The sequence below is a fragment of the Bacteroides zhangwenhongii genome (genome assembly GCF_009193325.2).
GTDB classification, from domain to species: domain Bacteria; phylum Bacteroidota; class Bacteroidia; order Bacteroidales; family Bacteroidaceae; genus Bacteroides; species Bacteroides zhangwenhongii.
In genome coordinates this window covers 1,787,522-1,811,469 of record NZ_CP059856.1, presented here as the reverse complement: position 1 = coordinate 1,811,469, position 23,948 = coordinate 1,787,522, and the positions used below count along the sequence as shown (strand labels likewise).

At 40.7% G+C, this 23,948-nt stretch carries 21 protein-coding genes and 1 riboswitch; of the genes, 12 read left to right on the top strand and 9 right to left on the bottom strand.

Annotated features, from left to right (window positions below; translation table 11 throughout):
• Window positions 1–69 precede the first annotated feature (69 nt).
• Both ppdK and GD630_RS07265 read left to right on the top strand, forming a co-directional pair.
• Window positions 70–2,790 carry a pyruvate, phosphate dikinase gene (ppdK, locus tag GD630_RS07270; protein ID WP_143865756.1) on the top strand — a complete coding sequence of 907 codons (2,721 nt, stop codon included), beginning with the start codon at window positions 70–72 and terminating at the stop codon, window positions 2,788–2,790.
• 267 nt (window positions 2,791–3,057) lie between these two features.
• Window positions 3,058–3,570 (top strand): outer membrane beta-barrel protein, encoded by a 513-nt coding sequence (locus GD630_RS07265; protein WP_007761007.1) that lies wholly within the window; start codon window positions 3,058–3,060, stop codon window positions 3,568–3,570.
• A 129-nt stretch (window positions 3,571–3,699) separates the two neighbouring features.
• On the opposite strand, the gene GD630_RS07260 is transcribed toward GD630_RS07265, so the two are convergent.
• From GD630_RS07260 to GD630_RS07220, 9 genes are all read right to left on the bottom strand, one after another.
• Window positions 3,700–4,308, bottom strand: coding sequence for a thiamine phosphate synthase (locus tag GD630_RS07260; RefSeq protein ID WP_007755052.1), 609 nt, complete (start codon window positions 4,306–4,308; stop codon window positions 3,700–3,702).
• Window positions 4,309–4,371: 63 nt separating this feature from the next.
• Window positions 4,372–5,064 carry a HesA/MoeB/ThiF family protein gene (locus GD630_RS07255; protein ID WP_143865758.1) on the bottom strand — a complete coding sequence of 231 codons (693 nt, stop codon included), beginning with the start codon at window positions 5,062–5,064 and terminating at the stop codon, window positions 4,372–4,374.
• A gap of 4 nt (window positions 5,065–5,068) precedes the next feature.
• Complete coding sequence (thiH, locus tag GD630_RS07250) at window positions 5,069–6,193, bottom strand: 2-iminoacetate synthase ThiH (protein ID WP_007760999.1); 1,125 nt, start codon at window positions 6,191–6,193, stop codon at window positions 5,069–5,071.
• Between the two features lie 12 nt (window positions 6,194–6,205).
• Window positions 6,206–7,894: a phosphomethylpyrimidine synthase ThiC gene (gene thiC / locus GD630_RS07245; protein WP_143865760.1), complete on the bottom strand. Its 1,689-nt coding sequence runs from the start codon at window positions 7,892–7,894 to the stop codon at window positions 6,206–6,208.
• A gap of 34 nt (window positions 7,895–7,928) precedes the next feature.
• The gene (locus GD630_RS07240) at window positions 7,929–8,705 is read right to left on the bottom strand and encodes a thiazole synthase (RefSeq protein WP_007760996.1); all 777 of its coding nucleotides are present in this window, start codon (window positions 8,703–8,705) and stop codon (window positions 7,929–7,931) included.
• A 32-nt stretch (window positions 8,706–8,737) separates the two neighbouring features.
• The gene (locus GD630_RS07235; protein WP_143865761.1) at window positions 8,738–9,355 is read right to left on the bottom strand and encodes a thiamine phosphate synthase; all 618 of its coding nucleotides are present in this window, start codon (window positions 9,353–9,355) and stop codon (window positions 8,738–8,740) included.
• A 4-nt stretch (window positions 9,356–9,359) separates the two neighbouring features.
• Window positions 9,360–9,560, bottom strand: coding sequence for a sulfur carrier protein ThiS (gene thiS / locus GD630_RS07230; protein WP_007755075.1), 201 nt, complete (start codon window positions 9,558–9,560; stop codon window positions 9,360–9,362).
• 60 nt (window positions 9,561–9,620) lie between these two features.
• Window positions 9,621–9,714: riboswitch (TPP riboswitch) on the bottom strand.
• Between the two features lie 162 nt (window positions 9,715–9,876).
• Window positions 9,877–10,494: a superoxide dismutase gene (locus GD630_RS07225; RefSeq protein ID WP_007755077.1), complete on the bottom strand. Its 618-nt coding sequence runs from the start codon at window positions 10,492–10,494 to the stop codon at window positions 9,877–9,879.
• A 77-nt stretch (window positions 10,495–10,571) separates the two neighbouring features.
• Window positions 10,572–12,311, bottom strand: a complete 1,740-nt coding sequence (locus GD630_RS07220; RefSeq protein WP_143865763.1) for an RHS repeat protein — start codon at window positions 12,309–12,311, stop codon at window positions 10,572–10,574.
• A gap of 145 nt (window positions 12,312–12,456) precedes the next feature.
• Between GD630_RS07220 and GD630_RS07215 the strand changes: the two genes are divergently transcribed.
• From GD630_RS07215 to GD630_RS07170, 10 genes are all read left to right on the top strand, one after another.
• Window positions 12,457–14,826 (top strand): ATP-dependent helicase, encoded by a 2,370-nt coding sequence (locus GD630_RS07215; RefSeq protein WP_143865765.1) that lies wholly within the window; start codon window positions 12,457–12,459, stop codon window positions 14,824–14,826.
• A 22-nt stretch (window positions 14,827–14,848) separates the two neighbouring features.
• Window positions 14,849–15,532, top strand: coding sequence for a glycine zipper family protein (locus GD630_RS07210; RefSeq protein ID WP_143865767.1), 684 nt, complete (start codon window positions 14,849–14,851; stop codon window positions 15,530–15,532).
• A 311-nt stretch (window positions 15,533–15,843) separates the two neighbouring features.
• Window positions 15,844–17,406 (top strand): ATP-binding protein, encoded by a 1,563-nt coding sequence (locus tag GD630_RS07205; RefSeq protein ID WP_143865769.1) that lies wholly within the window; start codon window positions 15,844–15,846, stop codon window positions 17,404–17,406.
• 60 nt (window positions 17,407–17,466) lie between these two features.
• Window positions 17,467–18,366 (top strand): Rpn family recombination-promoting nuclease/putative transposase, encoded by a 900-nt coding sequence (locus GD630_RS07200; protein WP_143865771.1) that lies wholly within the window; start codon window positions 17,467–17,469, stop codon window positions 18,364–18,366.
• A 479-nt stretch (window positions 18,367–18,845) separates the two neighbouring features.
• Window positions 18,846–19,898, top strand: coding sequence for a helix-turn-helix domain-containing protein (locus tag GD630_RS07195; RefSeq protein WP_238482973.1), 1,053 nt, complete (start codon window positions 18,846–18,848; stop codon window positions 19,896–19,898).
• A 159-nt stretch (window positions 19,899–20,057) separates the two neighbouring features.
• Window positions 20,058–20,288: an NVEALA domain-containing protein gene (locus GD630_RS07190; protein ID WP_143865775.1), complete on the top strand. Its 231-nt coding sequence runs from the start codon at window positions 20,058–20,060 to the stop codon at window positions 20,286–20,288.
• Window positions 20,257–21,336: a BF3164 family lipoprotein gene (locus GD630_RS07185; protein WP_143865777.1), complete on the top strand. Its 1,080-nt coding sequence runs from the start codon at window positions 20,257–20,259 to the stop codon at window positions 21,334–21,336. The genes GD630_RS07190 and GD630_RS07185 overlap by 32 nt, the downstream gene beginning before the upstream one ends.
• Window positions 21,337–21,543: 207 nt before the next feature.
• Window positions 21,544–21,840 carry an NVEALA domain-containing protein gene (locus tag GD630_RS07180; protein ID WP_143865779.1) on the top strand — a complete coding sequence of 99 codons (297 nt, stop codon included), beginning with the start codon at window positions 21,544–21,546 and terminating at the stop codon, window positions 21,838–21,840.
• Between the two features lie 59 nt (window positions 21,841–21,899).
• Window positions 21,900–23,069, top strand: a complete 1,170-nt coding sequence (locus GD630_RS07175) for a 6-bladed beta-propeller (protein ID WP_143865780.1) — start codon at window positions 21,900–21,902, stop codon at window positions 23,067–23,069.
• Window positions 23,069–23,947 carry a DUF1573 domain-containing protein gene (locus GD630_RS07170; protein ID WP_143865782.1) on the top strand — a complete coding sequence of 293 codons (879 nt, stop codon included), beginning with the start codon at window positions 23,069–23,071 and terminating at the stop codon, window positions 23,945–23,947. Before GD630_RS07175 ends, GD630_RS07170 begins: the two co-directional genes overlap by 1 nt.
• Window position 23,948: the final 1 nt, after the last annotated feature.

The following is a 23,948-nucleotide window of genomic DNA, read 5'->3' as shown; positions in this document are numbered from 1 at the left end:
TCTGGTTTGCGAAATATCCTTAGATTTGCGAACAGAAAAAAGTCATAATGTAACTTTAAACACAATATTATGGATAAAAAAAGAGTTTATACCTTTGGAAATGGTCAGGCAGAAGGAAAGGCTGACATGAGAAACTTGTTAGGTGGTAAAGGCGCCAACCTTGCCGAAATGAATCTTATCGGTGTCCCTGTTCCTCCGGGATTTACAATCACCACAGATGTTTGTACAGAATATTACGAATTAGGAAAAGATAAAGTCGTATCTCTTTTGAAAAGTGAAGTAGAAAGAGCAATCGCCAATATAGAAACTTTGATGAAATCAAAATTCGGTGACGTTGAGAATCCGTTGTTGGTTTCTGTTCGTTCCGGTGCACGTGCTTCCATGCCGGGCATGATGGATACGATTCTGAATCTGGGACTGAATGACGAAGTAGTGGAAGGATTGATCCGCAAAACAGGAAATGCGCGTTTTGCATGGGATTCTTACCGTCGTTTTGTACAGATGTACGGTGACGTGGTATTGGGCATGAAGCCGGTGAATAAGGAAGATGTGGACCCGTTTGAAGAAATCATCGAAGAAGTGAAACATCAGAAAGGTGTGAAACTGGATAATGAGTTGGAAGTGGAAGACTTGAAGGAATTGGTAAAACGATTCAAGGCCGCCGTAAAAGGACAGACCGGACAGGATTTCCCGAAATCAGCTTACGAACAGCTTTGGGGAGCTATCTGTGCCGTATTCAACTCATGGATGAATGAACGTGCTATTCTTTATCGTAAGATGGAAGGAATTCCCGACGAATGGGGAACAGCAGTCAGTGTACAGGCTATGGTATTCGGTAATATGGGCGAAACTTCGGCAACAGGTGTTTGTTTCTCCCGTGACGCTGCCACAGGTGAAGACCTTTTCAATGGTGAGTACCTGATTAACGCGCAGGGCGAGGATGTGGTAGCCGGTATCCGTACTCCGCAACAGATTACTAAGATAGGTTCTCAGCGTTGGGCTCAACTGGCAGGAGTCAGTGAAGAAGAGCGCGTTGCCAAATATCCTTCTATGGAAGAAGCCATGCCCGAAATCTATAAAGAACTGGATGCGCTTCAAACCAAACTGGAAAATCACTATAAGGATATGCAGGATATGGAGTTCACCGTACAAGAAGGTAAACTTTGGTTCCTCCAGACACGTAACGGCAAGCGTACGGGTGCTGCTATGGTGAAGATTGCTATGGATTTGCTCCGTCAGGGCATGATTGACGAAAAGACTGCCTTGATGCGTGTGGAACCGAATAAGTTGGATGAGTTGCTCCACCCTGTATTCGATAAGGACGCTTTGAAGAAAGCTAAAATTCTAACTCGCGGTCTTCCTGCTTCTCCGGGTGCTGCTGCCGGTCAGATTGTATTCTTTGCTGATGATGCAGCCGAATGGCGTGCTGCCGGTAAGCGTGTAGTGATGGTTCGTATCGAGACTTCTCCTGAGGACCTGGCCGGTATGGCAGTTGCCGAAGGTATTCTTACAGCTCGCGGTGGTATGACTTCTCATGCTGCTGTGGTTGCACGTGGTATGGGCAAATGCTGTGTGTCGGGTGCGGGTGCTTTGAATATCGATTATAAAGCTCGTACCGTAGAAATTGACGGTGTGGTATTGAAAGAAGGAGATTATATCTCATTGAACGGAAGTACAGGTATAGTATATAATGGTAAGGTGGAAACGAAGGCTGCCGAACTCTCCGGTGACTTCGCCGAACTGATGGCGCTTGCCGATAAATATACCCGTCTGCAGGTACGTACCAATGCGGATACGCCTCATGATGCGACGGTAGCCCGTAATTTCGGTGCGGTGGGTATCGGTCTTTGCCGTACGGAACATATGTTCTTTGAGGGTGAGAAGATTAAGGCTATGCGTGAAATGATTCTGGCTGAAAATGCAGAAGGCCGTCGTAAGGCATTGGCTAAGATTCTTCCATATCAACAAGCCGACTTTAAAGGTATCTTTAAGGCAATGGCGGGTTGTCCTGTGACTGTACGTCTGCTCGATCCTCCTTTGCATGAGTTCGTTCCTCACGATCTGAAAGGACAGCAGGAAATGGCAGATACTATGGGAGTGAGCCTGCAATATATCCAACAGCGTGTGGAATCATTGTGTGAGCACAATCCGATGTTGGGACACCGTGGCTGTCGTTTGGGAAATACATATCCGGAGATTACACAGATGCAGACACGCGCTATCTTGGGTGCTGCTTTGGAATTGAAGAAAGAAGGAGTGGAGACTCATCCGGAAATTATGGTTCCGTTGACCGGTATTCTGTATGAATTCAAAGAACAGGAAAAGGTGATCCGTGCCGAAGCTAAGAAATTGTTTGAGGAAATGGGAGACAGCATTGATTTCAAAGTTGGTACTATGATCGAAATACCTCGTGCAGCCTTGACTGCCGACCGTATTGCTTCTTCTGCGGAATTCTTCTCATTCGGTACAAATGACTTGACGCAGATGACTTTCGGTTACTCTCGTGATGATATTGCTTCTTTCCTCCCTGTATATTTGGAAAAGAAGATTTTGAAAGTAGACCCGTTCCAGGTTCTCGACCAGAATGGTGTGGGACAGTTGGTTCGTATGGCAACGGAAAAAGGCCGTGCCATCCGTCCGGATTTGAAATGCGGTATTTGTGGTGAACATGGTGGTGAACCTTCTTCTGTGAAGTTCTGCCACAGAGTAGGATTGAACTACGTAAGTTGTTCGCCGTTCCGAGTGCCTATTGCAAGATTGGCAGCGGCGCAGGCAGCTATAGAAGGATAGTCAAATACACTGGTTAGGTACTTAACTATCTGTAATGTAGGCTGTAATCATCTCATAGAGTTGATTGCAGCCTATTTTTTTCAGCCGATTATTTACTATTACTTGTTGCGATGTTTACTCAAAGTTTACACTCGCTCAAGATGTATATTTTATGAAAAACTAACTAAAAAGTTGTTTTAATCAAAAAAGGGTTATACTTTTGTTCCCCGAAAAATTAAGGTATTAGGCTTTTAAGAGGCCTGAATGTTTAACTAAAACAACGATAGAATGAAAAAGATTGTAGTTTTGATTTTTGTAGTGATGGCGGCTTTGTCTGCTAAAGCACAATTTTATGCGGGTGGAAATGTGGCATTGTGGCATAATGACGATGCGGATAATACATCTTTCCTGATTGAACCGGAATTTGGATATAACTTTAGTGAACAATGGGCAGTGGGAGCTACCTTAGGATTTGCTCACAACAGCAAAGAGACAGTAGGTTTTAAAAATGCTTTTAGTTTTGCTCCTTATGTTCGTTATTCATATTACGAAAATAAAGTAGTACGTCTGTTTTTGGATGGAGGTATTGGAGTTTCTTCTGTTAAATATGGTGACAACTCCGAAGGTGGCTTTGAGCTGGGGATCAAACCGGGACTTGCCATTAAATTGAATAATCACTTTAGCCTTGTTGCCAAATGTGGATTCTTGGGATACAGAGATGATTATGCGTATGGTACTGATGGTTACGGATTTTCATTCGGTAGTGAAGACCTTTCATTTGGTTTCCATTACGAGTTCTGATAAAGAACCGTTGTACTACAATAATAAAGGAAAGGGGAATTCTCGAATATTCGGGGATTCCCTTTTCTTTTATATAAAATCTAAATCTAGTGATTGCAATATAAAATACAAGCCCGGCTCTTTATTCGCTCAATCCGATAGCTTTTTCAGTTTCTTGAAATGCTTGATTACAGCCAGATAATCACGATCGGAACAAGCATCGAATTTATTCCAAAGATCCCCCAATATAACGGCACCGCCAAAGCCGAAGTCCTTAATCTCAAGCAGGTTCTCCTCATTGATACCGCCTAACGCCATTACTTTCGAGTCGATGATTTTAGCCTTTTGTGCTTCACGTAATTCTTCGGCGGTATACGTCGAATAATAGTTCACTTTAGAGATACTGTCGTAAATAGGACTCATGAAAACATAGTCATAAAAATGTTTTCTGTTTTTCACTTCCTCCACAGAATGGCATGAACAACTGATATGCCCGTCATAATCATGTGGCTCCTTGGGATTGCGGGCATTCAGATGAATTCCCATCAAATTGAACTCCTCTTTCATATAGAAATGCTCGTGCGTGACAATACGTCGATGATATTTCTCCGGAATAAGAGTCAGCAACCGTTCAGAGTACATGGCCGGAGTTTCCGGTTTTCTAAGATGTAGAATATCCAATCCCTCTTCAAAAAGAGCAGTGATAATCTTGTCTTCTTCAACGAAGAAAGTGGGTGTGGTGACTACAATTAATTTCATTTCCCTTTGTTAAAATTGGATTCTTTAGCAAAGTTACTAATTAACTATATCAGAAACCAACCTTTATAGTGAAAATTTGTTAGATTGCAATGTCCGCAGGTCAATTGTCCATAGTTCACCGGCTAAAACGTCACCGAAACCACAGATTATCTTTAGAACTTCTGTTGCTTCAATACTTCCTACAACGGCAGGCGTAATTCCCATTACTCCTTTGGAGGGAGGAGGCATTCGTTTCATTTCTTCTTCGTCAGGATAAAGATCACGATAACTTTTCTTTCGGTTTCCGTAATTGAAAACCGAGACTTGTCCTTCAAATCCGCAGATAGCGCCATATACATACGGTTTTCCCTGCTCGATGCAGATATCGTTAATCAGATAACGGGTATCGAAATTATCACAGCCGTCCACCACTATATCATATTCTTGGATAATACGGTATGCGTTTTCCGCAGTCAGTCGGGTAGAGTAGTATCTTGTCTCAATCTCACTGTTGAGCGAGGTCAAGCGTTGGGCGGCACATACGGCCTTCGGCTTTCCCAGCTCCTCTTCGGAATAAAGGACCTGTCGTTGCAGATTGCTGATACTTACCGAATCATCGTCTACCAGACCAAGACAGCCTACGCCTGCACCCGCCAGATAAAGAGCGATGGGAGAGCCTAACCCTCCCACACCTACAATCAGCACTTTTGCCTTTTGCAACTTATTCTGTCCCTCTTCCCCAATCTCAGGAAGTATAATTTGTCTGTCGTATCGCATCAGCCTATCTTTTGAAATCGAACGACTGGTCCCAATCCTTCCAAATAGGTTCACGTCCCAGCTTTTTCAAGTCACGTTCCACTTCCACGGCCTTCCGTTCATCGCTGACATGAAACTGCTCCAGTGTTTGGGGATAACTGTAGTATCCTCCCGGTTCGGTCTTACTTTCCGCACTCATGGTCGTTACACCCAGTGTTGCCATGTTGTTGCGTATCTCCGCACTTTCGCGGGTAGAATAAGAGATATCTACATCATGGTCGAAGATACGCATGGCGAATGTGAGTTGGGCGAGTTCGCGGTCGTTCATGATGACATTGGGCTGGAAACCTCCATTCTCCGACGGGCGCATACGCGGGAAGTTCACGCTATATTTCGTTTTCCAATAGTGCTTCTGCAGATAGCGCAGATGATAAGCCATCATCGTAACATCTGTCCGCCACTCTTCCAGACCGATCAATACCCCCATACCGATTTTGTGCACCCCTGCCTGTCCCATACGGTCGAAGCCATTGACACGCCATTCAAATTTGGACTTCATGCCTCTCGGATGGTACGTCTTGTAATTTGCTTTGTTGTAAGTCTCCTGAAAGCAGATTACTCCGTTCAGGCCATGATTGGTCAGCTCCTTGTATTCCTCTGCTTTAAGCGGCATTACCTCAATCTGGAGATTGCTGAAATAAGGTTTGGCTAAGTCCAAAGCGCGGGCGATATAAGGAACACCCGCTGCCGCGGGATTCTCGCCGGTCACTAGCAGGAGATTCTCGAAAGGAGCCAGACGTTTGATAGCCTTGTACTCGTTGATAATCTCTTCCTCTGTCAGTATGGTTCTTTTCATCGGATTACTGATATGGAAACCGCAATACACACAAGAGTTGGTGCAAGAATTAGTCAGATAGAGCGGAACAAACATAGAGATGGTCTTGCCGAACCGTTCCAATGTATATTTCTGGCTGAGGCGTGCCATCACTTCCAGGTAAGGAGCGGCGGCCGGAGAAATCAATGCCATAAAATCGTTGACGTCCAGGTGCTCTTTTTTACCCAATGCACGTCGTACGTCTGCATCCGTTTTGGAATAGATGGCTTTTGTCGTCTCTTCCCAAGATATTTTTTCTAATTCGTCTGAAAACATAATTTTTAGTGATTAGTTTTTGTTCTTCTTTAAATCACGTGACAACCGCATCGCACAGAAATTAGGTCCGCACATCGTACAGTATTCTCCATCGATATGATGTCCGGCACGGAAGTAGCTTTGTGCACGTTCCGGGTCAAGTGATAAATCAAACTGGTCTTTCCAACGGAACTCATACCGGGCTTTGCTCAATGCATTATCACGTACCTGTGCTCCCGGATGTCCTTTGGCGAGGTCGGCGGCATGGGCGGCAATCTTATAAGTGATGACTCCCACACGTACGTCTTCTTTGTCCGGCAGGGCAAGATGTTCCTTAGGAGTGACATAGCAAAGCATTGCCGTTCCCAACCATCCGATTTGTGCCGCACCGATGGCGGAAGTGATATGATCATATCCCGGAGCAATATCCGTTACCAGCGGGCCGAGTGTATAGAACGGCGCATCGTGGCATTTCTCGATCTGGCGTTCCATATTTTCTTTGATCTTGTGCATCGGAACGTGTCCGGGGCCTTCGATGAATGCTTGCACATTCTTATCCCATGCGCGTAACACTAATTCTCCCATTGTATCCAATTCTGCAAACTGCGCTTCGTCATTCGCGTCGTAGATAGAACCTGGACGAAGTCCGTCGCCCAAAGATACTGCCACATCATACTGTGCCAGAATATCGCAGATGTCGTCAAAGTGTTCATATAAGAAACTTTCCCGGTCGTGCACCAGACACCATTTGCTCATGATACTTCCTCCGCGACTGACAATACCGCACAACCGCTTGTCGGCAAGATGGACATTGTGCCGACGGATACCTGCATGGATGGTAAAGTAATCCACTCCTTGTTCGCATTGTTCAATCAAAGTATCCCGGTAAATTTCCCAAGTCAGGTCTTCCACCACACCGTTTACTTTCTCAAGAGCCTGATAGATAGGGACTGTGCCGACGGGTACGGGGCAGTTGCGGATAATCCATTCACGTGTCTCATGAATGTTTTCTCCGGTAGAGAGATCCATCAACGTATCGCCTCCCCATTTGCAACTCCATAATGCTTTTTCTACCTCTTCGTCAATGCTCGAAGTAGTAGCCGAGTTTCCGATATTCGTATTGATTTTTACCAGAAAGTTACGTCCGATAATCATCGGTTCGGCTTCCGGATGATTAATGTTGGCGGGCAGTACGGCACGTCCTTCCGCAATCTCCTGGCGGACAAATTCGGGAGTGATATAAGTCTTGATTCCTAACTCTTCGCAATTCATGTTTTCACGGATGGCCACATACTCCATCTCCGGAGTGACAATTCCCTTTTTGGCGTATGCCATCTGAGTAATAGCCTCTCCTTTTTTTGCCCGATAAGGCAGAGCGATATGCTCAAAACGCAGGTGGTCGAGGCTTTTGTCGTTCCGTCTCATTTGTCCGTATTCGGAAGTGATTTCGGGTAGTTGCTCCACATCACCACGACCGACAATCCATTCTTCACGCATTCGGGGCAAGCCTTTTTTGAGATCAATACTCATTTCCGTATCACTGAACGGTCCGCTGGTGTCATACACATATACTTCCGGATTGGGAGTTACAATCTTTTCTTCGCCTTCAAAACTGACACTGGGCACTTGCTCCACTTTCCGCATGGCAACGCGGATATTCGGATAAAGTTTTCCGGGTAAATATACTTTCTGAGAGCGGGGAAATTTTATTCTTTGTTCCATAATTGTTCTTTTAGCAGTCAGCTACTTATTCATATTATTTATCCAAAAAAGCAGTCAGCGGTGAGCTGGCTTCGGCTATAAAGTTGTCCGCTTGCAGTCCTAATCCCGCTTCGTATGCCTGTCTTCCGGCTTCGGTGGCAGTTTTGAAGGCCTTCGCCATTTCTACCGGGTTTCCGGCAACGGCAATTGCTGTATTTACCAGTACGGCGGAAGCTCCCAGTTCCATTGCTTCAGCGGCATGGCTTGGCGCACCGATACCTGCATCAACGACAACAGGGATACCTGCCTGCTCGATAATAATCTGTAGGAATTCTTTGGTCTGCAATCCTTTATTTGTGCCGATCGGAGCGCCGAGAGGCATAACGGTAGCTGCTCCGGCTTCTTCCAACCGTTTACAAAGCACGGGGTCTGCCTGACAATAAGGCAATACGACGAAACCTAGTTTTACCAACTCTTCCGTAGCTTTCAGTGTCTCGATAGAGTCGGGGAGCAGGTAGCGGGGATCTGGGTGAATCTCTAGTTTCAGCCAGTTTGTTCCGAACGCCTCACGCGCCATCTGTGCGGCAAACACAGCCTCTTCCGCATCGCGTACACCGGAAGTGTTGGGTAATAACTGGATATTCGGATGGATAATATGTTTCAGCATATCGTCCTCTTTGTTGTCCATGTCAATACGTTTCATGGCAACCGTTACCATTTCTGTGCCCGAAGCCAGAATAGATTGCTCCATTATTTCATTGGAGTTGAATTTTCCTGTTCCCAAGAAAAGGCGTGAGCTGAATTCACGTCCTGCAATTACTAACTTTTCCATGTCTTTTGGAATTTAGAATTATAGATGTTGATTTATGAATTACTTAGAATCTTCCGTGTTTCCTCTACCGGATTTTCCGCCCGGAGAATCGTTCCGGACAAGGCGATGCCATTGACTCCTGTGCGGAGGATACCGGGGATATCTTCGTTGGTGATTCCTCCGATAGCTACTACCGGAAGGTTGATATCCGCTTCTTTCATTTGTGAAAGGATGGAAGCGTAACCTTCCAGACCGAGTACGGGACTTAAATTCTTTTTAGTGGTGGTGAAGCGGAAGGGACCGATCCCCAAGTAATCGGCTCCGGCGCGGTAATGTTGTACGACATCCTCGAAGGTATTGGCCGTGCCACCGATGATAAAGGCTTCTCCGAGTATCTGTCGTGCCTGGTCGATGGGCATATCCTTCTTTCCCAGATGTACACCGTCCACTTCCAGTTTCTTGACCAATTCGACATGATCATCGAGAACTAAGATAGCTTCGTGTTCCTTACAGAGTGGCTTCAGTTGCAGCGCCACTTGTTCCACCTCCTCAAGAGGAGCTTCTTTCATGCGTAGTTGGATCCATTTGCACCCTCCTTCGAGTGCCATACGTGCCGATTCGAAATATGAATACCGTTCGGTCTGATGTGTGATAAATTGCAGACTAATCATTTTCTTATCCTCCGCAAGCCGCCTTGATAATTACCAGATTGTCATTCTCATGCAATACGAAACGTTCCCATTCGGTACGGGGAATCATTTTGTTGTTTACCGCGATAGCAATACCTTGAACGGGAAGTTCGAGTTGCGTCGTCAGCTGTGTAAGGGTAGAGTTGGGGATAAGTTCCACCTCTTTGTTGTTCACTTGTACTTTCATTGTCCTATCAGAATAAATAAGTTGAAAGTAAATACAAAGAGCGTGCTTTTACGGAAAGGCGATAAGAAGAAACACAATCCCTACGTCAGTGCTAACTGCATCAGGTTCTTAGGGTATAATCTCAGCCCCTCATGGGGCACCCCTTTGTCTTTACGGGAGCAAAGTAAGTGAAAAAGAAACAGAAAAACACTAAATCGGTTGATTTTTTTTCATTTTTCTGTCGGATATTTGTGTTGGTGGCATCTATATAGCCTAAAAAAGGTCGCTGTGAAAATCACAACGACCTTGTTCAAGTATAGTTTAGTCAGTAAATCCGTTACATTCTGTTTTCCACCACATCCCAGTCGATGATACTCCACAGGGCATTGACATGGTCGGCACGACGGTTCTGGTAATCCAGATAGTAAGAGTGTTCCCACACGTCAAAACCGAGAAGCGGTTTCAATCCGGCACGTACAGGGTTACTGCCGTTTCCTTCTTTGGTGATGTGCAGTTTTCCGTTTTTATCAACGGACAACCAGGCCCATCCTGAACCGAATAATCCTACCGCTGCCGCATTGAATTCTTTCTTGAAGTTTTCAAAGCTGCCGAAGTCACGCTTGATGGCTTCTCCCAGTTTGCCTGTCGGTTCTTTCTTGGCAGGTTTGGGGGCAAATTGCAGGAAATATAGATTGTGGTTCAATACTTGTCCGGCGTTATTGAATATAGCTCCGTCCGGTGCGGTGGCAACGATTTCTTCCACCTTTTTACCTTCATATTCGGTTCCGGGCACGAGGCTGTTCAGATTATTTACATACGTTTGTAGATGTTTCCCGTAATGGAAATCTATCGTTTGCTGACTGATTACAGGTTCCAACGCATTGTTTGCGTAAGGAAGTTTAGGCATTTCGTAAGTCATGGTCATCATAATTAAAGACATTAATATAGTATTCATAATGTTACAAGTTTTAAATGGCTTGTTATACTATAATAACAGAAGCATTTGGTAAAAGGTTCGCAGTATCTTCACTTTTATTTATAAATATACTGTACTCGTTCCACCTCTTGGGGATTTCCGCGATTTGTACGGCAGACCCATTGCCCTGTATTATCATATTCATAATAAGAATTTCCGTCAATCGGATTGCCATATTTATCATACATACAAGTCAGGTAACCGGACGTTTTCTGGTTATTGCCTAAAATACGCAGATAAGCTATCTGAGTCAAATAACCGTATTTATCATATTCATAAGTATCTTTTTGGGAGATAACTTGATCGGCGGAGTTAGCCATAAGCAAGTTCTGATGTTGCGATGCGGTCAATCTGCCTTTTTCATCATACTTGTTCGCTGTGTATGCTTGGAGTTCTCCGTTCTTATTATATTCTTTAGCTTCAGTCAATAAGCCTTGTTTATTGTATGTGCTGATAATCGACCTTCCGTCCATATATTTAAGTGAATCGCTCTCGATGCTCCCGTCGGCACCGATACGGCGTGTCCTTCGGTAAATGTCCGTTTTGGTCTTGGGATTTGTCTGCACTTCAAAAATGCAGTGGCCTTGAGGGTCATACAGTCTGTTTGTTTGCACCTCGTCACTCACCTGACCGTTTTTCATAGTCAGGGATAATATAGAGACAAGCTGCCCCTTGTCATTGTACGAATAAGTGGTTGACACATTCCCAGTGCTGTCGTTGGCGGCAGACTTGATCAGTCGTCCCGCATTGTAATATTTTACGGAAGTGGGAGTGGAGATGATTGTCTGTAGAATGAATGGAGCTCGTAGCGCATTGGCTTGATCACGAAACTCTTTGTACTTATGTGTACTGAGGAATTCCTGCAACAAACCCAAAGATTCGGAATTGGTTATTGCCGGTTTCAAAAGTTCAAAATCAGCTTTCTCGCTAAGATATTCGAGGTCGTCCAGATGGGTACGTGCTGAGGAACTCAGATAAGGGTTGCGTTTATAATCGTCAATAACCTGCCGGAGGGCGGTTGCATTGTTTCCCTCTCGCAGACTGTCGATACAATGGAATAGAAAATCATCATATAAAGCTTGGACTTCTGGCAAAAACGGGCGCGTTTCTTTGTCCGTGAAAAACTTTAGCATTGCCGGATCGTCAAAAAAAGCTTTGAAATTTTCCTGTGACGGGGTATGCTTTACAATCCCGTATAACCGTTTGTTTTCGGCAGCATTGATTTGCGGGATAAATTTCCCGTTCGGATATTCCGCTATATATGTCTGATATGTACTGAGTGCAGGCGCTGTCAGCATACCTTCCAATAAAGCCAATTCGCGGATATTCCGTATCTTCTGTGCAATAACGGAGTCTGCCGTATAACCGCTTGAACGAATACTGTCCAGCAGTGTACGGCTGAAAGGTATCTGTTCTTTCGAAGCCTCCAATATGTGGATAATAGCCTGTTCCGCTCTGTCCTGTACGTTCGGAAGCGGTATTTTCTCTTCCTCACAGATGTTGGAGAAGTAGGCGTTTGCCGCTTTCCCGTAACATCCGAAATAATCGGTTGCGGCTTGTTCGCTTTGTTCGTTCCACAACCCGTTAAGGACATCCAGCAGGGCTAGTTCTTCGGCATAATATGCCTTCGTGTCGTTGTCTACCTTTTCTCGGTTCTTCTGCCATTTTTCCGTATCATTATCGTTCAGATACCTTAGCAGTTTTTCCATACGGCTTTGTTTTTGCGCCATAGCCTGTGGAATGCAGGCGACTAGGCTTAAACTCAAAATAATTGATAACAATATACTTTTTTTCATTGCTTTGGGGGTTAGGTTAAAATAGTTAGTGACGAAAAATCATAAAAATACCGTCATTCTCAAATGAATATTATACTTTTGTATTCAGAACAAATTTGAATGCCGAGAGTTTGTTAAAAAACTACATTGTTTTTATAATGCTGTTATGAATATCAATTATATAAAGGAATTGAATGAGAGTCAGTGCGCGGCGGTGACTTACAATGACGGGCCTTCGCTAGTGATAGCCGGTGCGGGTTCGGGTAAGACACGTGTGCTGACTTATAAAATAGCCTATCTGTTGGAGAACGGTTACAATCCGTGGAATATTCTTGCACTTACCTTTACCAATAAGGCGGCACGTGAGATGAAAGAACGTATTGCCCGACAAGTGGGGGCGGAACGGGCACGTTACTTGTGGATGGGTACATTTCATTCCATCTTCTCCCGTATTCTTCGTGCTGAGGCGCAATATATCGGCTTTACCTCGCAGTTTACAATCTACGACACGGCTGATAGTAAAAGTCTGCTTCGTTCTATTATTAAGGAAATGGGACTGGACGAAAAGACTTATAAACCGGGAACGGTACAAGCCCGTATCTCCAATGCAAAGAATCATTTGGTCACTCCTACGGGATACGCTGCCAATAAAGAAGCATATGAAGGCGATATGGCTGTAAAAATGCCTGCTATTCGTGATATCTATACCCGTTATTGGGAAAGGTGTCGTCAGGCGGGAGCTATGGATTTTGATGATCTGCTGGTATATACTTATATCTTATTTCGTGATTATCCGGAAGTATTGGCACGTTATCAAGACCAATTCCGATATATACTCGTTGATGAGTATCAAGATACTAATTATGCGCAACATAGCATTGTTCTGCAATTGACGAAAGAAAATCAGCATGTTTGTGTTGTTGGCGATGATGCACAAAGCATTTACTCTTTTCGTGGAGCGGATATTGATAATATCCTTTACTTTACGAAGACATATCCGAATACGAAAGTTTTCAAGTTGGAGCAGAACTATCGTTCCACACAGACCATTGTTTGTGCTGCCAACAGCTTGATAGAAAAGAATGAGCGCCAGATACGTAAAGCCGTATTTTCCGAAAAGGAGAAAGGGGAAGCTATCGGTGTATTTCAGGCATATAGTGATGTGGAAGAAGGGGATATCGTTGCTAATAAGGTAGCTGAACTTCGTCGGGAATATCATTACGAGTATGCTGATTTTGCTATTCTATATCGTACGAATGCACAAAGTCGTATTTTTGAGGAAGCTCTTCGGAAGCGGAGTATGCCTTATAAAATTTATGGCGGGCTTTCATTCTACCAACGTAAAGAGATAAAAGATGTGATTGCTTATTTCCGTTTGGTGGTGAATCCGAATGATGAAGAAGCATTCAAACGAATTATTAATTATCCTGCTCGTGGTATCGGAGATACTACGGTCGGTAAAATCATATCGGCGGCAACTGATCACGGAGTCAGTCTGTGGTCAACGCTTTGTGAACCGTTGACCTATGGACTGAACATCAACAAAGGTACTCATACAAAGCTGCAAGGTTTCCGTGCATTGATCGAGGGTTTTATAACCGGTCAGGCGGATAAGAATGCGTATGAGATAGGTGTGGATATTATCCGTCAATCGGGCATTATGAACGATGTGTGTCAGGATACTTCTCCGGAGAACTTGAGCCGTAAGGAAAACATAGAAGAATTGGTGAATGGAATGAATGATTTCTGTGCTTTGCGGCAGGAGGAAGGCAATCCGAATATATCTCTTACCGATTTTCTTTCAGAGATTGCGTTGCTCACCGATCAGGATTCCGACAAAGCGGATGACGGAGAAAAGATAACGTTGATGACAGTTCATTCCGCCAAAGGATTGGAATTTAAGAATGTTTTTGTAGTCGGTCTGGAAGAAAACCTATTTCCAAGTGGGATGGTTGGCGATTCTCCCCGTGCATTGGAGGAAGAACGCCGTTTGTTCTATGTCGCCATTACCCGTGCAGAGGAACATTGCTACTTGTCTTTTGCCAAAACACGCTTCCGTTATGGAAAGATGGAGTTTGGGAGTCCCAGTCGTTTCTTGCGTGATATTGATATCCATTATTTGAAAATGCCGCACGAAGCGGGAATCAGTCGTTCGGTGGATGAAGGCGCAGGACGCTTCCGCAGGGAGATTGAAGGAGGATTCACTCGTTCTGCTTCTCCGTCGCGTACTACACCTTTTGGAAGTGCTTCTTCGGAACGAAAGGAGCGACCGAAGGCTCAGATAATAGCTCCCAGTGTGCCGAGAAATTTGAAAAAGGTAAGTACGGTAAGTGGCGGTTCTCAAGCGATGTCTTCCGGTCCGGTATCGGTTGCAGGATTACAAGCCGGACAGAGAATTGAACATGAACGTTTCGGTTTGGGAGAAGTGATGAAGGTAGAAGGCACGGGAGACAATGCAAAGGCAACTATTCATTTTAAAAATGCGGGAGAGAAACAACTATTATTGCGTTTCGCTCGTTTTAAGGTAATAGAATAAAAATATTAAAATAGAAAGGCTCATGAAGAAACAACTAACAGTATTTTTGCTTTCCGTTTTACTTTTGAGCGGATGTGCATCAGGGCGTATGGGTAATCCGGGAGCTATCGTGGCCGGTGCTTCTATCGGAGGTAGTTTGGGAGGTTCGATAGGTGGATTGATTGGAGATAATAATCGAGGTTGGCGAGGTGGTTATCGTGGCTCTGCTATTGGCAATATTGTAGGGACTATTGCCGGTGCGGCGATAGGCAGTGCGTTGACCGCACCGCGACAAGAGCCGATAGAGGATGACGCATACGTTCCCGAAGTTCGGGAGGTTCGTGTGCAGAAATATAAGAAACAGCCGGTTCAGCAGCCTGTTTCTCAATTGAAACTACGTAGAATCCGTTTTATAGATGATAATCGCAGTCATGTGATTGATGCGGGAGAGAACAGTAAGATTATCTTTGAGATTATGAATGAAGGCCGGAAGCCTGTTTATAACGTAGTTCCGGTGGTGGAAACCGTAGGCAAGGTGAAGCATATCGGCATTTCTCCTTCGGTAATGGTCGAAGAGATTTTGCCGGGCGAAGGCATTCGTTATACGGCTTCCATACATGCCGGTGATCGATTGAAAGACGGCGAAGTAACGTTCCGTGTAGCAGTGGCAGATGAAAATGGGGTGATCTGCGACTCGCAGGAGTTTACTCTGCCTACACAGCGTTGAAATTAGAAAGATAGCCCGAATAATCCGGTTTAAACATAGTGACAGTATATGCCTGGGATGGCGTCACTATCTTAATAGCATTTGATTGCAAAGATATAAAACTTCTCATTATAAATATATAATGCTAAAATTGCTCATTGTGAATGAGTGAAAAATGATAATACTTCTCGTTGATAATGAATAATAGATAGCAACTTTCACTTTCAATGCAATAATGATACGGTTAGAAATAACAAATTCAGCCTCTATCTGTGTAAGATATGCGTAAAAACATTATCTTTGTTCATGTTTCAACAATGCATTAGGTTTATATGAAAGAGATATTTAGAAGATACCCTATCGGGATACAGAATTTCGAGGATTTGCGCAATAATAATTGTGTGTATATTGATAAAACAGCGTTAATTTATCAATTGACTCATACTGATAAAGTTTATTTTCTTAGCCGTCCCCGCCGCTTTGGAAAAAGTCTTCTAGTCTCTACTCTTGAAGCTTATTTTTCCGGAAAGAAAAAGTTGTTCGAAGGATTGGCTATGGAACAGTTGGAGAAAGAATGGACTGTTTATCCTGTGTTGCATATTGATTTCAGCAGAACAAAATATACCACCATCGAAGATTTGCAGGAACAATTGAATCTTTATCTAAGCGAATGGGAGAGGACTTATGGGAAAAATGAGGAAGAAACGAGCTATGCAGCCCGTTTAACCGGTTTGCTTCAACGGATTTATCAACAGACAGGAAAGCAGGCTGTCGTATTGATTGACGAATATGATGCACCTTTATTGGATAGTAATAGTGACTCTGCTTTACAAGGACAATTACGAACTGAAATGCGGAAATTTTTCAGTCCTCTTAAAGCGCAAGGGCAATATCTTCGTTTCTTGTTTCTGACAGGAATCAGCAAGTTCAGTCAAATGAGTATATTTAGTGAGCTAAATAACTTACAGAATATCAGTATGAGCGATGATTATAGTGCTATTTGTGGTATTACAGAGCAAGAGTTGCTAAGTCAGATGCAACCGGATATTGAGAGGATAGCTCAAGCAAATGATGAAACCTATGAAGAAGCTTGTCGGCATTTGAAACGGCAGTATGACGGTTATCATTTCAGCAAGAATTGTGAAGATATTTACAATCCGTTCAGCCTTTTCAATGCCTTTTCGCAAAAAGATTATAAGAGCTTTTGGTTCTCTACCGGTACACCCACTTTCTTGATTGAAATGTTACAACGAATGGATTTCAGTCTTAATCTATTGGAAAAGATGGAAGTGAAAGACGAAGATTTTGATAAAGCGACAGAGGTTATTACCGATCCGATTCCCGTACTATATCAGAGTGGCTATTTGACAATTAAAGGATATGAACCTCTCTTTCGTACATATACATTAGGTTATCCGAACGAAGAAGTTAAAATAGGCTTTATTGAGACGTTGATCCCTTCCTATCTCAATCAACCGACACGAGAAAGTAACTTTTATGTAGTCTCTTTTGTCAGAGATCTGATGAAAGGTGATATTGAGCAGTGTCTTCTTCGTACTCGTTCTTTCTTTTCTTCCATACCTTATGATTTGGAGAACAATCAGGAAAAACACTACCAGACTATTTTCTATTTATTATTCCGTTTAATGGGTCAATACGTAGATGTAGAAGTAAAGAATGCCATTGGCAGGGCTGACGTGGTAATAAAGATGCCTGATACAATTTATGTATTTGAATTTAAAGTAGATGGAACTCCCGAAGAAGCATTGGCTCAAATTGATAGTAAACAATATGCTATTCCTTACGAGATAGATCATCGCAAAGTTGTCAAGGTTGGAGTGAATTTTGATAGTACAACACGGACTTTGGGAGAGTGGGTGATAGAATATTCTTAGTAGAAAGAATTTGAAGCATATATACTTGGAATCAAACATTTTCTGCTTACCTTTGTTAGCATGAAACAAGATAACAAGAAAGGAGACGAACCTATGCCAAGTAATTATATTCGTTTCGATTGGGCTATGAAGGGTTTATTACGCAATAAAGCCAATTTTGCAGTTCTTGAAGGCTTTCTAACCACTCTTCTAAATGAAAAGATAGTCATTCAGAAGCTTTTGGAGAGTGAAAGCAATCAAGAAGATGAGTTTGATAAGTATAATCGTGTAGATATGCTTGCCGAAAACTCGAAAGGTGAACTTATTTTAATTGAAGTTCAGAACAACAATGAGTATGCTTATTTTCAACGTATGCTGTTTGGTACTTCTAAATTAGTAACCGAGTATATCAATCGTGGAGAAGGTTATGATAAAGTACGAAAAGTATACAGTGTCAATATTGTCTATTTCTCTTTAGGTAGCGGGAAAGATACGGTATATCATGGTAAAACGGAATTCCGGGGAATTCATCAGGGAGATGTGCTTGAATTGACCCCTTTCCAGAAACAAACTTTTAAAGTGGATGCAGTGAGTCAACTTTATCCGGAGTACTATATTTTAAAGGTCAATGATTTTAATCAAGTGGCTAAAAGCCCATTGGAAGAATGGATATATTATTTGAATACAGGCGATATTCCTGATAGTGCGACTGCTCCAGGTTTAACGGAGGCTCGTGAACGTCTCAAACTTGATAAGATGACTAAAGCAGAGCTTGAGGCTTACTATCGCCATTTGGATAATATTGTAATATTGAAGGACAATATATTTACGGAACGTGCGGAAGGTAGAGAGGAGGGACGAGAAGAAGGCCGTTTGGAAGTAAAAAGGGAAACTGCAAGCAATATGAAGTCTTTAAATATCCCTCTTGATGTTATTTCACAAGTTACAGGTTTATCCATAGAGGAAATAAAGAGGCTGTAATAAATTGTTTTTATCATATAATTGTTAATATCCTATATCATGTCTAAGATGTGATATAGGATTTTTTATATGCGGAATATTAGAATAAGGAACATTCATAAAAAGAGGATACTTTATGCGTTTCTCCTGCTTGGATTTGGAGCAAGATATGGTGTGCAAGTAAATATGCGAATGATGAAGGATTACAAAGATTTATAATGATTCTGTTTGTGTATTATCATAGTGACTATTGTTTGAAATACATGATTAATGTATATTCTTGCGTTAATTTATGCATTTATTTCTCTTTTTGCTTCAGTTTTGATTTGAACTAAAAGTGGAGAATCTTAAAAATAGAACAGATTTTTTACGATGACTAATAAAGCTCATATTTCATTCTCTAGTGAAACTGAAAGAATCCAGTTTGATATTATCTGGTTTATTCGTCGTTTTGTTTAATTGATGTTATCTTTGTGGTTGAAAAGTCTTTAAAATGAAATATGATGAGAACTAAAAATATTATTCTATTAGCTGTTATTGCTTGTATTGGTGGAGTTGCATTCTTTTTTGCTTGCAAGTACACTTATGAATCTAAGTTATCTGTGCTTAAAAAGACGGCGAAAGAGGCCTTTGTTGAGTCAGTCGGTCAGGTGGTGAAAAGTAGGAATTTAAAAGTTCCTTTTTCTTTTTATTCAGATTCCAAGTTTTTGAATGTTGCAGATGTTCCAGATTCTGTCTTTTGGGAAGATGAGTATGGTAAGCATAGCTATCGTTTGGATCCCCAAAAGCATTATATGAATATAACTAATAATACCCACGTACGTGCTATGCATAGTATTATATTTAGAAAAGACCATCTTTTGCCTGATTCATTAAACGTGATCTGGAAAGAATATTTGTCGAAATCTCAAATCTTTAATGAATCCGCTTTGTATATATATATCACTGATGAACAAGGTAATGCTAGTTGTTTGAATACTATTCAAAATAGATGGTGTAATCCTTCAAACTTAATGTTCACGATTTATATAGGTTATGCTTGTGAAATTGAAGTGAAGGGATATATCCATTGTACAGTATGGAGTCTGATCTATATTGAGATTATACTCTTTTTATTGTTGTGTATTATTGGTGTTTATATAATCTATAAAATATGCATAGTAGTTTCAAAAAAGGTTTCAGCAATGCGGCAAAAGGAAATTGTAGAAGTACCAATTGTAAAACTAGTGAAGGAAGTCAAAGGGACTCCGATACGCTCCTATGTTCTACATGAAAATATAATCTTTAATGCTGAACAAAAAAAGATAGAGAAAAATGGATATACAAAAATAATTGCGGCTCAATCTAGTCATTTGTTGGAATTGTTTTTACAAAAGAAGGAAGAAGAATATATTTTGAATGATAGTGATATTAAGAAAGAATTGTGGCCGGATGGAAGTGGTGATATTTATAGAATCCATAAAGCTATAACTCGCTTGCGTTCTATAATTCATGAATTTGATGTTTCAATAGAAATAATAAGAGGGGTAGAAACTTATCAATTGCTTCTTTAATGGTATTTATTAACAAATAGCTGCTTTCAAAAATGCCGATTTCATCGGTGTTTTTGAAGAAAAAATAGTTGGTCCGATATGGTCCGCTATTTTTTTTTGCTATCTAATCTTTGTCATCTACTTTTGTTCGCATAATTAATCTTAATGAACAAAAGCAGTATGAAAAAATTGGTTATTATTTTATTTGTATGTGCCGTAACAATTGTGGCTATTAAAAATAGGAGTATTCACAAAAAACAAGTAAGTTCATTGCTTTTATATAATATAGAAGCTTTAGCTGCTGATGAAAATATAGGGATTAGGCAATGTTTTGGCATAGGTTCGGTAGATTGTCCTGTATTTCATACCAAAGTTGAATATGTTTTTGGAGGATACAGCCTTGAAGAGTAATATTAGTCTCCTGTTTCTTTTCTTTGTTTTTCTGGCTTGCAGTACAAAGCATAAGGAATATGGAGGAAATGTATTCTTTTATTCAGAGTTTCCACAAAAAAAAGAACTGAAGGGTGAGGTAATAGAGCTTGATACGGCTTTATTACGCTATCCGTTTAGGATACGAATCGAAGGAGATAAGGCTATTGTGATGGATTTACATGGTACTGATCATTACGGACATCTATTTCAATATCCAAGTTTTCAGTATCTGTCTTCTTTTGGGCGGCGTGGAGATTCTCCTATGGAAATGCTTTCAATGGAAAACTTTCGTTTACAGAATCATGGACTCTGGACATTGGATGCCAATAAAAGTGAATTAACTAGGTTAGACTTTTCTTCATCCGGTGATTCACTGCTTCGTGAGGAAGCGGTAACATTGGATGAAGATATACTTCGACCACTTGATTTTGTTGTGTATGATGATACAACATTTGTCATTCCTGACTATTCAGGTGAGAGTCGCTTTTTAAAGGTTAATTGCCAAGGTAAACTTATAGAGAAGATAGGCGCTATACCTACAGCAAATGAGAAAGTTTTGCATGAAGCCCGTCCGGCATTAGCACAGGCATGGCGTAGTTTTTTAGATTATAATCCCCATAATGGCGTTTTAGCTGCTGTCACTCAACTGGGAGAGGTGGTTGAAGTTTATAATTTGAAAGACAGTACTCATGTTGTTCGTATCGGTGAGCACAACGAACCTGAATTCAAAGTTTCCGATGGGTATGGTATACCAACAGGCATTATGGGATTCAGTGATGTTCAAGTAACTGATAGTGCTATTTATGCGGTGTTTCATGGAACGTCCTTTAAAGAGATAGCAAGGCAAAGCGGCAGACTTCCTGACGGTGGAAAATACATTTATGTATTTAGTTTGAAAGGAGAGCCGTTATGTAAATATGTACTTGATCATTATATATATGGCATTTGGGTAGATGAAGCCACTAAAACAATAATGGCGACAGATGTAAATAGTGACCAGCCAATACTAAAATTTAGTTTTGGTTGAATGAGATAATTAACTTGATTAAAGGAGCAGAATGATGAGTTTGTTCATCTTGCCGAATTTGCTTACATATCATCTGCTCCTAAACCTTTAAAAAAAGATTCCAATGCAAACATAAGAATAAAAAGTTAATGTAGCAAACTATTGCTATTCTGTTGAAATGATATATACAGAATAAAAAGGAGAAAGTATAAACTAAAAAAATACAAAATGAAAAAGAAAATAATGGGGCTTATAGCCATTGTTGCTATTGCTGCTGTTGCGGGATATAATATATATACTTCGCAAAATAATGTGAAGCTATCCGCTTTAGCTTTGGCAAATGTTGAGGCATTAGCGAGATATGAATATCCTGATGTAGAAATTACTTGTAATCAATCTAAACATGATTCTCCTGGTAGATGTTGGCATATGTATGGTGAATGTTCTATGGGGTGGTTTATTCGTTATGATGATTGTATATTCAGTGGAAGTACATATGACTCATGTGTGACGCCTTGTGATTGATGTTTTATTCGTTTAGAGGTTGTAATATGATACAACCTCTAATATTAAAAAGAAGTATAATGAAAAAAGTAAGTATAATAATTTTATTGGTTATTGTTTATGCTTGTTCTGGTGGTCATAAAAAACTACCGGAAGAGATTGAAATAATACCGGTTGATGTACATGAGACTATACGGGAGGCTTCGTCTCTCTTTGAAAAAATAGAACTTGTTCCTCTCGAAACGAATGATTCGTCTTTGCTTTTTAGAACCAACAAAGTTATTTATGATGAAGATATTGATATGTTCGCAATTTATACTAGTGATCAGATTGTTTACACTTTTACGGGAAAGGGAAGATACATTGATAATTCAAAAAGAATGAAAGGACAAGGACCTAAAGATTACATTATGGTTTTAGATATAAGTTTTAATCCATATTTGAAAGGTATTGATCTGTTAAATCCATACGGAACAATATATACTTATAGTCCGACATTTGAACTTATATCCAGAAGGCAATTTAAACCGGAATTTCCAGTTGATTATTTGATGGCTTTAGATTCAAATAATTATATTTTTAACCATCCTTTTGTATGGACCGACCAAGAACTTTCTTTTGTTAATTTGGATACAAAACAAGTAGTAAATGCAAATTATAAAGGGACGATCTCCGGAAATAATATGTCTCATCATTGCTTTTATCATATTGATGATAATTTTTATTATGTACCTTTTGGATTGAACTATTATTTTTATCGGATAGATAAAGAAAACAAAAAGTTAGAACCGATGATGTATCTTGACTTGGGAGATGCTGAAGTCAAACTGGAAGGATTGCCCGGATGTGGTCATGGGAAACGAACAGATTCTGATGAGGAGAGAAGAAGGGTTACGCAGGATGCAACTGAAAGATATCAATTCTTGAAAAAGTCGGAGAGTATATTACCTTTAATCAAGTTTTTCAATAATGATTATGTTTATGTTTATTTGGCAAAAACAGATAAAGGTTATGGTAGCCATTTTATTTATAACAGAAAGCAAAAGGAAGGTTATTTATGTAAAGAAGGAGAACCTTTTATCATGTATCCTTGCTTTGGTATAGTAGACAATGTTTTGCTCTCTATTTGTCAGCCGGATTTAGTTAGTAAAGTTGTAGATCGCAATCTTATGTCATCTGAAGAAATTCGTAAAATGGAGACATTAAAAGAAGATGATAATCCTGTAATCTTGAAATATTATTTGAGATAATGACACGTTTAGTTAGTTTGATACTTATTGCTATATTATTATTATCTTGTAAAGAATCAGAACAAGATAGAATAGCCCGTTTTGTTAATGAATGGAATGGGAGGATTATTCAATTTCCTGATAGTATATGTTTAACGTCTTATACGAGTGATACTGTTATGACAAAGTATACAAGAGAACAGTCCTCTTATACTATATTGAACTATGTTGATACAATAGGTTGTATCAGTTGTAGGTTGCAATTGCCAAGATGGAAAGTGATGATGGAAGAATTAGATTCTCTATATCCTAACAGAGTGAATTGTTTAATGGTTTTTAATCCAAAAGGGAAAAGGAAACTGATTAAACATTTAAGGAATAATCAATTTAATTATTTTGTTTACATTGATGAAAAGGATACTTTGAATAGAATGAACAAATTTTTAGATGAGGAGAATTTCACTACCTTTCTTTTAGATAAAAAGGATAAGATCATAGCAATCGGAAATCCGGTCCTCAAACCGAAAATAAGAGATTTGTATTTCAATATAATTTCAGGAAAAACTGTTGTATCATCTGTAGATGAACAAGTCTTGACTGCTATTTCTTTTGACAAAAAGAAAGTTGATTTAGGCGATTTCTCTTGGAATGACGAGAGAAAAACCGAGTTTGTAATTTCAAATGTAGGGAAATCGCCATTAGTGATAAATGATGTAATTACTTCTTGTGGGTGTACTAAAGTAGATTATGCAAAGAAACCTGTTTTACCAGGTGAAAATATTATTTTGAAAATAAAATATAAGGCAGAACAACCTGAACATTTTGATAAAACACTTACAGTCTATTGCAATGCGGAAAATGCTCCATTTAAATTGAATATCAGTGGAAATGCAAAATGAA